The 13,873-nt window shown below is 50.0% G+C and carries 11 protein-coding genes and 1 pseudogene; 5 read left to right on the top strand and 7 right to left on the bottom strand.

The genetic code is table 11. The features are described from left to right. Positions 1 to 40: 40 nt before the first annotated feature. The 5 genes and pseudogenes from HRU78_12270 to HRU78_12250 all read right to left on the bottom strand — a co-directional run bounded on the left by HRU78_12270 (position 41) and on the right by HRU78_12250 (position 6,772). Positions 41 to 257, bottom strand: a pseudogene (locus HRU78_12270) (type II toxin-antitoxin system HicB family antitoxin). A 39-nt stretch (positions 258 to 296) separates the two neighbouring features. After that, entirely contained in the window at positions 297 to 2,123 is a 1,827-nt protein-coding gene (oadA, locus tag HRU78_12265) for a sodium-extruding oxaloacetate decarboxylase subunit alpha (protein QOJ24322.1), read from the bottom strand. A gap of 32 nt (positions 2,124 to 2,155) precedes the next feature. Beyond that, the gene (locus HRU78_12260; GenBank protein ID QOJ24321.1) at positions 2,156 to 3,574 is read right to left on the bottom strand and encodes an acetyl-CoA carboxylase biotin carboxylase subunit; all 1,419 of its coding nucleotides are present in this window, start codon (positions 3,572 to 3,574) and stop codon (positions 2,156 to 2,158) included. 164 nt (positions 3,575 to 3,738) lie between these two features. Beyond that, positions 3,739 to 5,049, bottom strand: a complete 1,311-nt coding sequence (locus HRU78_12255) for a porin (GenBank protein QOJ24320.1) — start codon at positions 5,047 to 5,049, stop codon at positions 3,739 to 3,741. A 229-nt stretch (positions 5,050 to 5,278) separates the two neighbouring features. Next, positions 5,279 to 6,772 (bottom strand): bifunctional metallophosphatase/5'-nucleotidase, encoded by a 1,494-nt coding sequence (locus tag HRU78_12250; GenBank protein ID QOJ24319.1) that lies wholly within the window; start codon positions 6,770 to 6,772, stop codon positions 5,279 to 5,281. A 375-nt stretch (positions 6,773 to 7,147) separates the two neighbouring features. Between HRU78_12250 and HRU78_12245 the strand changes: the two genes are divergently transcribed. After that, the gene (locus HRU78_12245) at positions 7,148 to 9,256 is read left to right on the top strand and encodes a ribonuclease E (GenBank protein ID QOJ24318.1); all 2,109 of its coding nucleotides are present in this window, start codon (positions 7,148 to 7,150) and stop codon (positions 9,254 to 9,256) included. A 45-nt stretch (positions 9,257 to 9,301) separates the two neighbouring features. Continuing rightward, positions 9,302 to 10,576 carry a cytochrome P450 gene (locus HRU78_12240; GenBank protein QOJ24317.1) on the top strand — a complete coding sequence of 425 codons (1,275 nt, stop codon included), beginning with the start codon at positions 9,302 to 9,304 and terminating at the stop codon, positions 10,574 to 10,576. A 184-nt stretch (positions 10,577 to 10,760) separates the two neighbouring features. Here HRU78_12240 and HRU78_12235 read toward each other — a convergent pair whose 3' ends face one another. Then, the gene (locus HRU78_12235; GenBank protein ID QOJ24316.1) at positions 10,761 to 10,952 is read right to left on the bottom strand and encodes a hypothetical protein; all 192 of its coding nucleotides are present in this window, start codon (positions 10,950 to 10,952) and stop codon (positions 10,761 to 10,763) included. 130 nt (positions 10,953 to 11,082) lie between these two features. On the opposite strand from HRU78_12235, the gene HRU78_12230 reads away from it, so the two are divergent. The 3 genes from HRU78_12230 (at position 11,083) to HRU78_12220 (ending at position 13,347) form a co-directional block, all read left to right on the top strand. Further along, complete coding sequence (locus HRU78_12230) at positions 11,083 to 11,844, top strand: Mut7-C ubiquitin/RNAse domain-containing protein (GenBank protein ID QOJ24315.1); 762 nt, start codon at positions 11,083 to 11,085, stop codon at positions 11,842 to 11,844. Between the two features lie 208 nt (positions 11,845 to 12,052). After that, positions 12,053 to 13,096 (top strand): hypothetical protein, encoded by a 1,044-nt coding sequence (locus tag HRU78_12225; protein QOJ22218.1) that lies wholly within the window; start codon positions 12,053 to 12,055, stop codon positions 13,094 to 13,096. Positions 13,097 to 13,173: 77 nt separating this feature from the next. Then, on the top strand, positions 13,174 to 13,347 hold the full coding sequence (locus tag HRU78_12220) for a hypothetical protein (GenBank protein QOJ24314.1): 174 nt from the start codon (positions 13,174 to 13,176) through the stop codon (positions 13,345 to 13,347). A 7-nt stretch (positions 13,348 to 13,354) separates the two neighbouring features. Here the strand turns inward: HRU78_12220 and HRU78_12215 are convergent, their stop codons facing one another. Then, positions 13,355 to 13,846, bottom strand: a complete 492-nt coding sequence (locus HRU78_12215; protein QOJ24313.1) for a lipoprotein signal peptidase — start codon at positions 13,844 to 13,846, stop codon at positions 13,355 to 13,357. Positions 13,847 to 13,873 lie beyond the last annotated feature (27 nt).

The following is a 13,873-nucleotide window of genomic DNA, read 5'->3' as shown; positions in this document are numbered from 1 at the left end:
CTCGTATAGTCAATTAATCAGCGTTTCCCTAACAATTCCATCATGTGTACATCAACCTGCCTTTGGGTTCCGGAATCAGTTTACCCAGCTTACGAGCGGTATCTAACCACTGCTCGATGACGATTTTTGCATTGGTGACCGCTAGTTCGTAGATTTCTCCGTCTGACATATAACTGGGTAATTCCGGAACTTCAACGATAAAAACGTGACCTGCTTTGCCCCCAAGAAATAATTAGCTCGTATTTTATCAATGCAATAATCCTTTACTTGGGTATGGTGACAATAAATATTGATCATCACCCCACTCCAATCTCAATCAACACCTCATTCGGATTCACCGATTCGCCTTTGATCACGTGCACGGCTTTGACGGTGCCGCTGATCGGGGCGGTGATTTCGGTTTCCATTTTCATCGCTTCGGTGATCAGCACCGGTTGTCCGGCGCTGACTTTCTGGTCGATTTTGACCAGTACGTCGAGGATATTGCACGGCATGCTGACGACGATATCGCCTTCGTTGGAAGGGCTGCGGCGTTTGCTGCCGATGGTGCTTTTGACGGCGCCTTGGGTGCCGCCATCGAGTACGATTTCATCGAGGGTTTCGACGACGATTTCTTCCGGCATGCCGTCGACCATGAAATAGAAGTGCCGCAACGACTGGTTTTTCGGGCTGGTACCGGTAACTTTGACGTGGTACGACTCGCCGTGCAGCGCGACATTGAATTCGGTCGGCGCTTTTTGCACGCCGTTGGCCGTTGTTGCCGCCAACTCCAGCGGTTCGGGTACCAGGTTGCCGGTTGAACGCAGTTCCAGAAACTGTTTGCCGACTTCCGGGAACATGGCGTAACTCAACACGTCTTCGTCGTTCAGCGCCAGATGGCCGATTTCCCGGCGCAGGTGGTCGAATTCCGGTTTTAGCAGATCGGCGGGGCGGCAGTCGATGATGTCTTCCTTACCGATCGCACGTTTTTGCAGTTTGGCATCAATCGAGGCTGGCGCTTTGCCATAGCCACCTTGTAAATAACGCTTCACTTCGTTGGTGATGGTCTCATAGCGTTTACCGGTCAGTACGTTCAACACCGCTTGCGTGCCGACGATTTGCGACGTCGGTGTGACCAGCGGCGGATAGCCCAGGTCTTTGCGCACGCGCGGGATTTCCGCATAAACTTCGTTGATGCGATCCAGCGCGTTGCGTTCCTGCAATTGATTGGCGAGATTCGAGATCATGCCGCCGGGCACTTGGAACACGTGCACGCGGGTGTCGACACCGGTGAATTCGCTCTCGAAACGGTGATATTTCTTGCGTACTTGCGCGAAATAATCGTTCACTTCCTGCAGCTTCTGCAGATCCAATCCAGTATCGTGTTTCGTGCCTTGCAGCGCCATCACCAAACTCTCGGTCGGCGGATGGCTGGTGCCGCCTGACCACGATGACAACGCCGTGTCGATATGCCGGCAACCGGCTTCGATCGCTTTCAACTGGCACATTTCGGCCAAGCCGGAAGTGGCGTGCGAATGCAGATGGATTGGCACGTCGACAGTGTTCTTCAATGCCTTGACCAGTTCGCCGGTCGCATAGGGCGTCAACAGTCCGGCCATGTCCTTGATCGCAATCGAGTCGCAGCCCAGCGCGGCCAGCTCTTTGGCCAGCGTGATAAAACTGGCGGTATCGTGCACCGGGCTGGTGGTGTAGCAAATGGTGCCTTGCGCATGCTTACCGGCTTCCTTGGTCGCTTCGATGGCGGTTCTGAGGTTGCGCACGTCGTTGAGCGCATCGAAAATGCGGAACACATCCATGCCGTTGGCCGCGGCGCGTTTGACGAAAGCGCGCACGACATCGTCGGAATAATGCCGGTAACCGAGCAAATTCTGTCCGCGCAGCAACATTTGCAGCGGCGTGTTCGGCAAGGCGGCTTTGAGTTTGCTCAGGCGTTCCCACGGATCTTCCTTCAAAAAGCGCAAACAAGCATCAAACGTCGCGCCACCCCAGCATTCCAGCGACCAGTAGCCGATGTTGTCGAGCATTTGACAGGCCGGCAGCATGTCTTCGGTGCGCATCCGGGTGGCGATCAGGGATTGGTGCGCATCGCGCAAAATGACATCGGTGATATGAATTTTTTGCATGGATTTTCCTTCGCTGTCCGATACGCCGGACACTATAAACCGGTATGCGAAGCGACGACGGCAGCGATGACGCTCGCCAGAACTTCCGGCCGGGGTTTATCGGAATAATGGATCAGGTTCGGGTTTTGCTCGACAAAACCGGTGTTGAATTTGCCGCTGCGGAATTGCGGGTGCTTCAGGATTTTCAAATAATACGGAATCGTCGTTTTGATACCGAACAATCCCATGTCGCGCAGCGTGCGCTGCCCGCGCTTGATCGCGTCCTCCCAGGTCAGCGCGCTGACGATGACTTTCGCCACCATCGAATCGTAAAACGGTGGAATTTCGTAGCCGGTATAAATCGCCGTATCGGTGCGCACGCCAGGGCCGCCCGGGGCATAGTAACGGGAAATGCGGCCAAAACTGGGTAGAAAATTATTTTTCGGATCTTCGGCGTTAACGCGGAACTGGATTGCGTAGCCGCGCCGGATAATTTCTTCTTGTTTAAAGCGCAACGGCAAGCCCGCCGCTACGCGGATTTGTTCCTCGACGATGTCGACGCCGGTGATGGTTTCGGTGATGGTGTGCTCGACCTGCACGCGCGTGTTCATTTCCATGAAATAAAACCGCCCGCTGTCGTCGAGCAAAAACTCGATCGTTCCGGCATTGGTGTAACCGACCGATTTCGCTGCAATCACCGCCAGGCCGCCGATATACTGGCGCTGTGCTTCATCCAATTGTGGCGACGGCGCGATTTCGATGAGTTTTTGATTGCGGCGCTGAATCGAACAATCGCGCTCGTACAGATGAATCACATTGCCGTGATGATCCGCGAGCACTTGAACTTCGATATGTTTCGGATTGACGATGCATTTTTCCAAAAATACGTCGGCGCTGCCAAACGCTTTGGTCGCTTCGGAAATCACCCGGGCGTAATTGCGTTTTAATTCCTCGGCATTGTCGCAACGACGGATCCCGCGCCCGCCGCCGCCGGAAGTCGCTTTCAACATCACCGGGTAACCGATATTTTCGGCGACCTTCAGTGCTTCTTCGACCGAATGCAGATTACCGTCCGATCCCGGTGTCACTGGAATCCCTGCGGCGATCATCGCATTGCGCGCCTCGGTTTTGTCGCCCATGCGATGGATCACGTTCGGTTCCGGACCGATGAAAATCAGTCCGCGCTCCTTGCAGGCGCGCGCGAATTGCGCGTTTTCGGACAAAAATCCATAACCGGGATGTATTGCATCGCAACCGGTCGCCAATGCCAGATCGACCAGCGCGTGAATATTCAGATAACACGCCATCGGCTCGCTACCGATGCAATACGATTCATCGGCTTTTTTGACGTGCAATGCGAAACGATCCGCTTCCGAATAAACCGCCACCGACCGGATGCCCATCTCGGCACACGCCCGGATGATGCGCACAGCAATCTCGCCGCGATTGGCGATGAAGATTTTACGTAACATTTTTGACCTGTTTTGAAAACGTAATGCCGGTATTTTACCCGATCAATTCCGGTTAGGGCGGTCGAAAGGAAATTTGCGAAACGATTGTGCTTTTAAACCCGATGATCGTCTTCTGGCAACCGTTCGTTTCCGTTTTCCGGGTTTCCTTGGATTGGCGTCTATTTTTAAAAAGGAATCATTGCATCCAGCGAGAATAAAAGTTGATCCTTTTTGCCATCGAACGGGTGGAAAGCCATGTCGATGCCATCTGCCCGGTCGTAGCGGATATTCTTGCGGATATTGAGATTGCGCACCGGCTTCCAGCCTTTGTTCCAGCGCATCGCCGGTTTCCAGTTCATGCCCAGGGTAACGGCGTAATAATCCGCAGGCGCGCTGACGAGAGGAACATTGCCGGCGTAGCTGACGCCCTTGTTGTTCATTGCCGACAGAATACGGTAAGGGGAAAATACCCGCCAGCCGTTACGGTCGTGAAAACGTTCGGCGCGAATGCCGATCGACAGGTTTTTTTGCAGATCGTAAGTCAGGTGGGTATTGATGCTATACCAGGCAGCATTGCGGATTCCTTCGGGCAGATTGATATCGGCCGCCCAACCGTGGGTATGTTGCAATACGGTATGCATCTTGGGTGTGAGCCAATGTTGCAGTACTACGCTGTACATCATCCAAGGTTGATTTACCGCCGTTTGGCCATAAGTGCCGCCCAATGCCATGCTGGTTCTTTTATCGTCGCTACTCCATGATAGATTGGCCAGTCCGCCCCAGTTGTCGAGCTGTTTGTCAAAGCCGCCGTCCCATCCGCCGGTGGCGCTACCGGTAGTCGCCGCGCCCTGGATGGTCCAGTTTTTATCGATATTGTAAGTACCTAAAAAACCGGTATGCGTGAACGGTTCGCCGCTATTCAGGATATAAGCGCGGGTGTAAAAAAAATTGTCGGGCGCGGGAACGCTTTCATAGCCCAGCGGTGTATAAAAATGCCCCGCCTTGATGTTCAGGCCGTTGCCGACCGGTACGTGTGCTTCCAGATAAGCTTGCGGCAGCGCGATGCCATAGGTGCGTGTCGACTTGCAGCAGAGATTCAGATCCCAGTTGCCGCGCTCCGACGGTTCGCCGGTATTTTCGTCGAACGCGGAAATACCGAAGGCCTGAGTGTAAATGGCATCGGTTCCAAATAGGAAATCGAAGCGCCCGCCAAGGCTCCAATTCGAGGTATCCGTTTCGACGCTGCGTTCGATAAAGAGGTTTAGCTGGTTTAACTGAAACCGGTTGGCGCGATCAGCGAAAGTAACCGCGCCGTTGAAACCATCCGACGGGTTATTGGCATTGTAGGTTGCTCCGCCGTTGATCCAGCCGCCGATTTCCAGGCCGCTGCGCTTGTATAAATCCGCTAAGCTGTTGGCATGAGCTTGGTCAACCGTGATGATTGCCGATGAAACCATTCCAAGTGCTGCACTGATCGTTTTAATGGGGTAATTCATAGTGTTGTTCCTTGTGTTTAGTCAAAATAACGCAAAGTTGATATGCTGCACGAAGCGATCCGCTGCTTCCGAATAAACCGTCACCGGATAGATCCATTACCTAATCAATCTGGGAAAGTTTATGCAATGTTTTCAATCAGAGTTGTTTTAGGAGGCCGCTGTTGTGTTTGAATTTAGAGCACACAATTCGCCATGAGAAATATTTCAATTACCGATATTCTCAAACTTTTCAATTATTCTTCAACTGATCGATGACCGTTTGACGGATGTCGGTGTTTTCACCCGAATTGACGATGACGAAATCCGGGTTGCCGGGTTTCAAATAATCCAAACCATGCTCTTTACCGGAAGCGAGAAAATCGTTGATCGCCAGTTGGTAGGTTTTTTTGACATCTATCGGTTTGCCGTTAATTTGCCAGGCGCCGTTAACCTGCTGCGCATTGGCGGATTGCAGAAAACCGCCCGCACCGGTATTTGCTGTTCCTTGGTTCAATACTTTTAACAACAGGCTGCCTTTGATCGCGGCCAATTGGACTTTGCCGCCGAACGGCAGTACCCGGATGACGTCGTAAACGGTGATTTGACCCGCGGGCAGCACGTCGTCGATGCGGATCGAACCGCTGTTGTAGAGCGAGAGTTCGGCTTCGGGGTAAGGACGCAGCAGGCTTTTGGCGATCAGTTCGGTGAGGTTGGTTTTGCGGGTGCGCACATTGGATTCGAGTCCATCCAATGCTTCGGTGGTGGTCGTGACCACCGCTTCGGGTTCAAATCCTTGCTGCCGGAAGGCGTCGAAGGCGATGTTCATCCATTTGTCGACCACGGTTTTGACGGCGGGATCTTCCGGGAGGCTATCGTTGATCGGGACAAATTCCGGTTTGACTTGGGTTTTACCGGTTTGCGGATCGAAATAAAGGTCGACCACGTACACCGAACGCACGTTGGCGTCGCCTTTCAGTAGTGGGGTGAAATTGCCGCGCCAGTTCTGATAGTTGACATGCTCATGTCCGCCCAGCAGCAGGCCGATTTGCGGAAATTTTTGCAGCAGTTCGATATCGTCGTCGATGGCTTGGTGCGTCAGGGCGATCATAAAATCGGTTTGTCCGCTGAGTTGTTTGATTTGCTCGGCGGTGGCCGTGATGGGATCGGAATAGCGCACGTAGCCCGGATTATTGGCCGCCAGCGTCAATCCGAACATGCCGATTCTGAATGTTTTCCCGCTTTTTTTATCTGTGACCGGAATGACTATGTTCTGTTTGACACCGGCATACGGCTGACCGCCGGCGGCAAAGACATTGCTCGATACCCAGGTGAATTTCGCTTCTTTCATACGCTGGTTGAATTGATTTTCTTTGACATCGAATTCATGGTTGCCGAAGGTGGCGTAGTCGAGTGCAAAGTGATTCAGCACATCGATCATTTGCCGCCCGGCGAGCTGGTCGCCTTCAAACTGGGCGGTGCCGATCGCGGATGGGCTGAACAGATCGCCGCCGAGTGTGGTGATGGTATTGGGATTGCGCGCCAGCAATTGCCTGCGTAACGTGGCGACGCGTGCAATGCCGCCTTCCTTGCCGCCGCTGACCGGGGTGATTTCGTAAATATCGTTAAAGTGCAGGATGGTGACATGCACCCGACTGTCGTTGACTGATGGGGCCGGTGTTGTGGCGCAGGCGGCCAGTGCGAAGGCAATGATGACCGGGATCAGGATGGCAAAAGATTTTTTCATGATAACACCTTGTAATTTAGGGAACTGTTTTGTTCAAAATTTCGTTTGCTGCGAATGTATGACAAATCGCATTCATCCGGTAGCCGTCGATGCGCTTCCGGTTCCAGTGTTCTCGCCCATCTGAAATATGTATCCGGGATGTGAGAATCTTGCTATCAACGGCAGCCGATTGTGAATATAATCCGAAGCTGCACATAATAACAATACAATCCGCCAAGATTGAGCGTTAAGCACGGACCTCGGACAGGATGATCCAAAGTCAAGTAACGTAAGGAATAAGCGCTGATTACAGAGCGATTGGCTGATTCGATTCCATGGCCTGCACTCGTCCTTATCAATACTGATTCAACAAATTCAAGCGAAAGGGGAATTATCGTGAAAAAAAATTTTGTATCGTCGCAAAAGCGGTTTTTATTTCTTTATTCAGTCTTGGCTCTTTCCATCGGCGTGCTATCGGGCTGTAAAGTAGGCCTGATCCCCGAGACCGAAGAGGCGCAAAATCGCTATGCCGCTACTGTTGAACAAGATCATCTTGGCGATAGTTATACTCAGATCAAGTACCTTGATCAGGGCTGGAAACCGGAAGATAGTTTGTGGTTTTATAACACCACGCAAGGCTCGAACCTGATGCCCTATGATTTCTTTCTGGCACTGGAAAAGCCGGGGGAATCCCAGCTTTTCCGTTCTGATGAGAATATGAATTTCTACCGGTATTTACCGCAGAAAGCTTCATCGGGCAACCCGGATGCACTGCCTGTTGGATGGGTTAAAGATGTCTACAAGGGTAAAGAATATGTCGGTTTAACTTGTGCCGCCTGCCACACTGGGCAGATAAATTATAACGGTGTGGGTATCCGCATTGATGGCGGTCCGGCTACGGCGGATATGGAAAACATCATGATCGATCTTGCAAAAGCTTTGCAATATACGCGTGAAAATGCGGAAGCTAAGCAGCGGTTTGTCAAGAAAGTGCTGGAACGGGGCAATTACAAAACGGAAGCTGATGTACTCGCTGATTTGAGTAAATATGAACAGCGCCTATACAGCTACACGTTCATCAACGCCAGTCAAACTCCCTATGGCTATGCACGGCTCGATGCCTTTGGCCGCATTTATAATCGCGTGCTGGAGCATGTCATCAACGAAAAGGAGTTGAGAGAATTATTGCATGATCGGAAGGTACGGTTTGATAAGGAGTTGACGAAGGCGCAAATCGAAGAGATTTCACGGTTGGATAAGGCGGTGACTGAGAAAGAAATCGACGAGATCCTGTCGAAAGTGGATAAAGTAATAACGGGAGAACAACGTGATCATTTGATGGAGCAGCTTAAAAAGCATCTTACTCCTTTGCAAATAGCGCTATTGAATGATGCAGTGTTCAATAGACCGGATGCACCTGTCAGCTATCCTTTTTTATGGGATATTGCGCAACACGATTATGTGCAATGGAATGGGATAGCCAATAATGCCGGGTTGGGACCGATTGGCCGGAACACGGGTGAAGTGATTGGCGTATTTGGCACGCTTGACTGGAGGGAGGAAAAGGGCATTTCATTGCCATCATTACTGTTCCAAGGTTCCGGCAACACGCGTGTCAGATTTGATTCTTCCGTTGATGTGCAAAACTTGCACAGAATTGAATCGCACTTGAAAAAATTAAATTCCCCGGTATGGCCGCAAGAGATTCTCGGAGACATTGATAAGGAAAGAGCTGCTAAAGGGGAAATATTGTTTGCCGAGTATTGTGCCGCCTGCCATGCTGCGGTCGATCGCACGGATCCCGATCGTCGCATCATTGCTAGCATGACGAGAGTCAGCGACGTGGGAACGGATTCAACCATGGCGAAGAACAGCTTTGCCTATCAAGGATATTCCGGCATTTTGCGCAACCAGTATGTAAGTCTTGAGGTAGGTAATCTTTTGCTGGATAAAAAGGCTCCTGTTGCCGCTTTGCTGACCCAGGCGACTAAAAACGTAGTGGCTACCCCCGATCCTGATAAATGGTTTTTCCAGCGGTGGGCGGATTGGGCTGTTAATCTCGTGACCGCCTATACTGAAAATGAGATTAAATCTTCCATCAAGAATGGTAATTACGATCCGGACACTACAGTCAATCCACTGGCTTCACTCAACGCCTACAAGGGACGGCCTTTGAATGGAATCTGGGCAACCGCGCCTTATTTGCATAATGGTTCGGTGCCGACGCTTTACCATTTATTGTTACCCAAAAAACGCGAAGGTGACTCGGATGACGGAGAATACCGTCCTGATCAGTTTAAGGTTGGATCACGCGAATTTGATCCGGAAAAAGTCGGCTTGAAGAGCGGTGATAAGGGTTTTACTTTTGATACCCGTTCACCTGCCAATAGTAATGCCGGCCACGAATATGCATCCGGTAAAACAGCGCAGCCTAATGGAGAAACTTTAAAGCCGCTGAGCAAGGAAGAAAAACTCGACTTACTGGAATATCTCAAGACTCTGTAATTTGAACGATCCATCATCATTAATGAATGAACAGGGAGGAATGAAATGAGTACAAGTTATCTTGAACGGTATGATGCAACCCCCGATGCAGAAAAATTCCCGCTGGTACGGCGCTGGATGGATACGGAACCTTTGCCGTTTTTCAAGGAATTGCGCGCCAATCGTCCGATTTTAGTAACGCCGGACTGCACGCTGGTAACCCGCTTTGACGATGTCAGGGAAATCTTGAAGATGTACAAGGTATTCACCGTCAAGCCCTATGTGCCTAAGATGGATAATTATCTGATGATGCACGATGACGATGCGTTGCATACCCGGGAGAAATCGTTGATGCAATTTATGCTGAATCGCGATGATCTGCCCAAGGTACGCAATTTAGTTGCGGAAATCGCCAGCGGGATTCTTGATGACGCCAACGGCAAGATCGAAATCGTGAACAGTTTTTGCCGGATGGTGCCGGCGACATTGGTGCAAAAATATTTTGGCCTGACCGGTGCAAAACGGGAAGATTTGATCGAATGGTCTTATTGGAATCAATACGATACCTTTCACAATCAGCCATTCGACCTGGTGCCGGCGGAATTATCGCAACGGATTATCGATCGTCACAGTGAGACTTCCAAAAAACTGGGCGACTATATCACGATGCTGATTGCAAAGCGTTTGCTGGCTGTGAAACTCGAGAAATTGACGTTCTCGACGATTGTCCGGTTGGATGACGATATTGTCACTCGGATGTTGCGTACCAGTTTTGCCAAAGAACTGGATTTCGATATTAAACGGTTGGGGATTAACGCCGGCGGTCTTCTGATCGGTGCAATCGAGACCACATCGCAAGCGGTAGCTCAGGTGTTGCAATACTTGTTCCAGCATCCGCAATGGCTGGCTGCGGCCAAATCCGCCGCGCAGAAGGAAGATGCCACCGAGTTCGACGGTATCGTGTGGGAAGCGCTGCGGTTTGTGCCGATCACGTCGTATTTGTTCCGCACCACCGTGAGCGACTATACCGCAGCGAAGGGAACTAACTATGAAACAGTTTTGCGTGCCGGTACTTATGTGCTGCCGGTGACGCTGTCCGCAATGTTCGATGAACGGGCCTTCGAATCGCCGGATGAATTCATTCCGCAACGCAACTGGTACAACTATTTCCATTTCGGCTTCGGTGACCATGAATGCCTGGGCCGTTACGTGGGTATGGTAATGATTCCTGAAATGGCGCGTCAGGTATTTCTGAGGAAAGAAATTGAGCCTAAGAGCAATATAGATTATAAATCCGGCCCGTTCCCGGAATCGTATGACCTATCATGGACTGCGGCGTGAACCTTGGGGTTTATGCTGTAATTGAACAGTATGGCGCTGGAAATGAAATTCAGTCTATTGCCTAGAGCATTTCATTTTTGGTGTTGCAGGAAGATTTTCAGTAGTGATTGATATAAAGACAGTGTTCTATAGCCCAAGTTGCTTGTGATTACTGACTATAGAACACTGGCCACCCTCTAAAACTCTAGTAACTCGATTTCTCTGTGGTTGATCTGGCTTTACCGCCGCCTTCCTGATCACCTGCTGGTATTTGGTGGAAAGGCTGAATGGTTTTGCCATAAGCATCCGGATTAGGTGTTTCTGGGGCTGTTGGTTTGCCGCCACATGCAACTAAAACTAAAACCGCTGCTACTGCTAAAAAATATGTAATTCTCATATAAAACCTTCTGAATGTTAGTTGTTAATTGATATTGTGTTACAACGATTCGCAGAATACAGTTAACAGTTATGCTAAACATTGATCTTGATCAAACTAAATCAACGTCGGCTAAAGGGTATTGTCATCAGTGGCGCAAATCGGCATCCGTTTTTATCGCACATTAAATGATTTCATCGCGCCAACGCTGGCCGATACCGAGATTATTCACAATTTTGACCGGAAAGCTTCGATAAAGGACATGATCGAATCTTTCAATGTGCCGCATACGGAAGTTGAGCGTATCGTGGTAAATGGCATTGCAGTCGGTTTTAACTATATTGTGCGGAATGGAGACTGTATCGAGGTTTTCCCGGCCTGTGAGAATCTCAGCACTATACCCGCATGTCAGCTCCGGCCTGCATTATTACCTCCGCTGTTATTCGTGGCCGACAGTAATCTTGGAAGATTGGCGCGCTATCTGAGATTGCTTGGATTCGATTGTCTGTATCGCAACGATTATGACGATGACGCGGTGGCAATAATAGCCAGTGAGCAGCAGCGCGTCGTGCTTACCCGCGACCGCTCGCTATTGCGGCGGAAAATTGTTACGTATGGGTATTTTGTGCGCGCGGATCAACCCAAAATTCAAACGAGCGAAGTTCTGAAACGATTTGCGTTATATTCTTTGATCAAGCCTCTGACACGGTGTACGCACTGCAACGGGGTGTTGGCAGAAACCGGGAAAAGCCAAATTGAATGCCGTCTCGAGCCATTGACAAGGAGGTATTACGATAAATTTTTAATGTGCCCGGATTGCAGCCGGATTTACTGGCAAGGAAGTCACTCAATACGTATCAAGCAACTGCTCGCTGAATTGGTTGATGAGAATAATAGCCAGGCTATACTTTAATTAAAGAACTCGCTATTGGTTTTATTCAGTAGATATTCAGATTGAACGCACTATGATGAAGTCAAATTTAGACAAAGCTGATTTGTAAAGTATCGGTGCGCTTTGTTTTCGAATCTAGAGGCAATGGCTTCAGTGAGTTCTGATCGAGGTTGATGTGAAGAAAATTAAATTAACGTGTTTGGCTATCGTCCTCTGCGGAATATTTTCCGTGACCCTGGTAAACGCGGAAGGGGATGGCGGCGGCGATTTCGATGGCGGGTTCGACGGTGGTGATTTTGGCGGCGACTATGGGGGTGACTTCGATCCCGGTGGTCATTCCGATTATTTCGAGCAGAGCGATTTTGATTCAAGTGATGCTTTTTACCAGCATGATCAATTTAATCAGCCTGAAGATTTCGGGTCGGTTGATGCTGCAAACCACGAAAGTCATTCCGGTGAGACCGGTATGACGAATCAATCAAATGATTTTGCTATAGAAGATACTGCGAGTCACCGTGCTGAAACGGCACCCAATGGTGATGGATTCGCACCTGAATCCTTAAAGAAAGAATTATCGGATCAAGCCGCTGATCTTGCGCAAACTCATACAACAGATCAGCGGAATGATGTTGACACAAACCCTAATGCACATCCGGGCGCAGCATCTGCGGATTCCATGCAATCCACTGGCGCATCGGATTCAGCTGGATCTGCCGATAATGTTACTACCGGTATCGACTCTTCTACCCAGACCGATACATCCGTACAAAATGTGAATACCCAGAATAATACGCAAATCGATCAAAATGCCGGGCACGACAACCATCAACATCACCACCACCACGGCGGAGGGCATCATTACTACGATAATTTCGGTTTGGGGTTTGGATTGGGTCTGGGAATAGGATTTGGCGGCCCCTTTGGTTATTACAGTCCGCTCGCTCCCTTCGGTTATTATGGCGGTTTTGGCGTGCCGTTCAACAGCTTCGGTTTTTACGGTGGCCGTGCCGGTGGGTTCTATGGGAATTACGCCGGTTTTGGATTGTATCGCTATTTTGAACCGTATTATCCGTTAGGCGGTTATCCGGCGGCTTCTCCCGTTTTTTCAGCACCCCTCAGAACCCCTACCTATGTGCAACGTAACGATGTTTCCAGACCTGCTGCACCGCAGCAAAAAAATTACTGGTACTACTGCCGCAATCCCGAAGGATACTATCCTTATGTGAAGCAATGCGCGGAGCAATGGATAAAAGTTCCACCGCAACCTTCCTGAGGATTGAAGCGGGCAGCGCTGTCCGGCGCGTTTTTTAGAAATCTGAGCGCAATAAATCTTAATTTTGACAGGAATCGATGATGACGAAACAAATAGCGAGCGTAATAATTTGTGTGATGGCAGTGCCGCTGTTATCCGGCTGCTGGATGCTGGTTGCGGCCGGTGTGGGTGCGTACGGCGGATATAAAATGAAAGAAAATGGCTATACCCTGCAAAATCCGATTACCAAGGAAAAGAAATCCAGCAAATGAGATTTGATTATTTTGTTTCTTTCGCTGCATCTTCCGGATTCTCTTTTTTCCGGAAGCTATCGTAAATCATCAGCGCGGCGCCGACAAAAATGGCGGAATCGGCAATATTAAACGCCGGCCAGTGATAGTTCCCAATATAGAAATCGAGAAAATCGACCACATGACCCAGCGTGATACGGTCGTACAAATTTCCCAGCGCACCGCCCAGGATCAAGCTCAACGACAGACAAAATAATTTCTCATGACGGTATTTGCTGAGCAGAAAGATGATCAATAAGGCCGCGCTGCCTGCGATGCCGCTCAGGAACCAGCGTTGCCAGCCGGGCTGCTCGCTCAAAAAGCTGAATGCGGCGCCGGGATTGTACGTCAACACCAAGTTAAAAAAGCCGGTGAGCGGAATGCTCTGGCCAAATTCCAATGCAGACTCGACCCAGAATTTGCTGGCAAGGTCCAATACGAGGACGATCAAAGCGATACTCAGGCTGATGTAAAGTTTCATAATTCCAAGTTTTTTTCAAAAGTAGCA

The organism is Gammaproteobacteria bacterium, assembly GCA_015709635.1.
Classification (GTDB): domain Bacteria; phylum Pseudomonadota; class Gammaproteobacteria; order Burkholderiales; family Nitrosomonadaceae; genus Nitrosomonas.
The sequence above is the reverse complement of the archived record's forward strand: the minus strand, read 5'-3'. Positions and strand labels throughout refer to the sequence as shown.

Bases quoted from the DNA above. Each gene is read 5' to 3' on its own strand.
- HRU78_12260 (QOJ24321.1), bottom strand. From the start codon at position 3,574: ATGTTACGTAAAATCTTCATCGCCAATCGCGGCGAGATTGCTGTGCGC.
- HRU78_12215 (QOJ24313.1), bottom strand. From the start codon at position 13,846: ATGAAACTTTACATCAGCCTGAGTATCGCTTTGATCGTCCTCGTATTG.
- HRU78_12250 (QOJ24319.1), bottom strand. From the start codon at position 6,772: ATGAAAAAATCTTTTGCCATCCTGATCCCGGTCATCATTGCCTTCGCA.
- HRU78_12235 (QOJ24316.1), bottom strand. From the start codon at position 10,952: ATGAGAATTACATATTTTTTAGCAGTAGCAGCGGTTTTAGTTTTAGTT.
- oadA (QOJ24322.1), bottom strand. From the start codon at position 2,123: ATGCAAAAAATTCATATCACCGATGTCATTTTGCGCGATGCGCACCAA.
- HRU78_12240 (QOJ24317.1), top strand. From the start codon at position 9,302: ATGAGTACAAGTTATCTTGAACGGTATGATGCAACCCCCGATGCAGAA.
- HRU78_12255 (QOJ24320.1), bottom strand. From the start codon at position 5,049: ATGAATTACCCCATTAAAACGATCAGTGCAGCACTTGGAATGGTTTCA.
- HRU78_12220 (QOJ24314.1), top strand. From the start codon at position 13,174: ATGATGACGAAACAAATAGCGAGCGTAATAATTTGTGTGATGGCAGTG.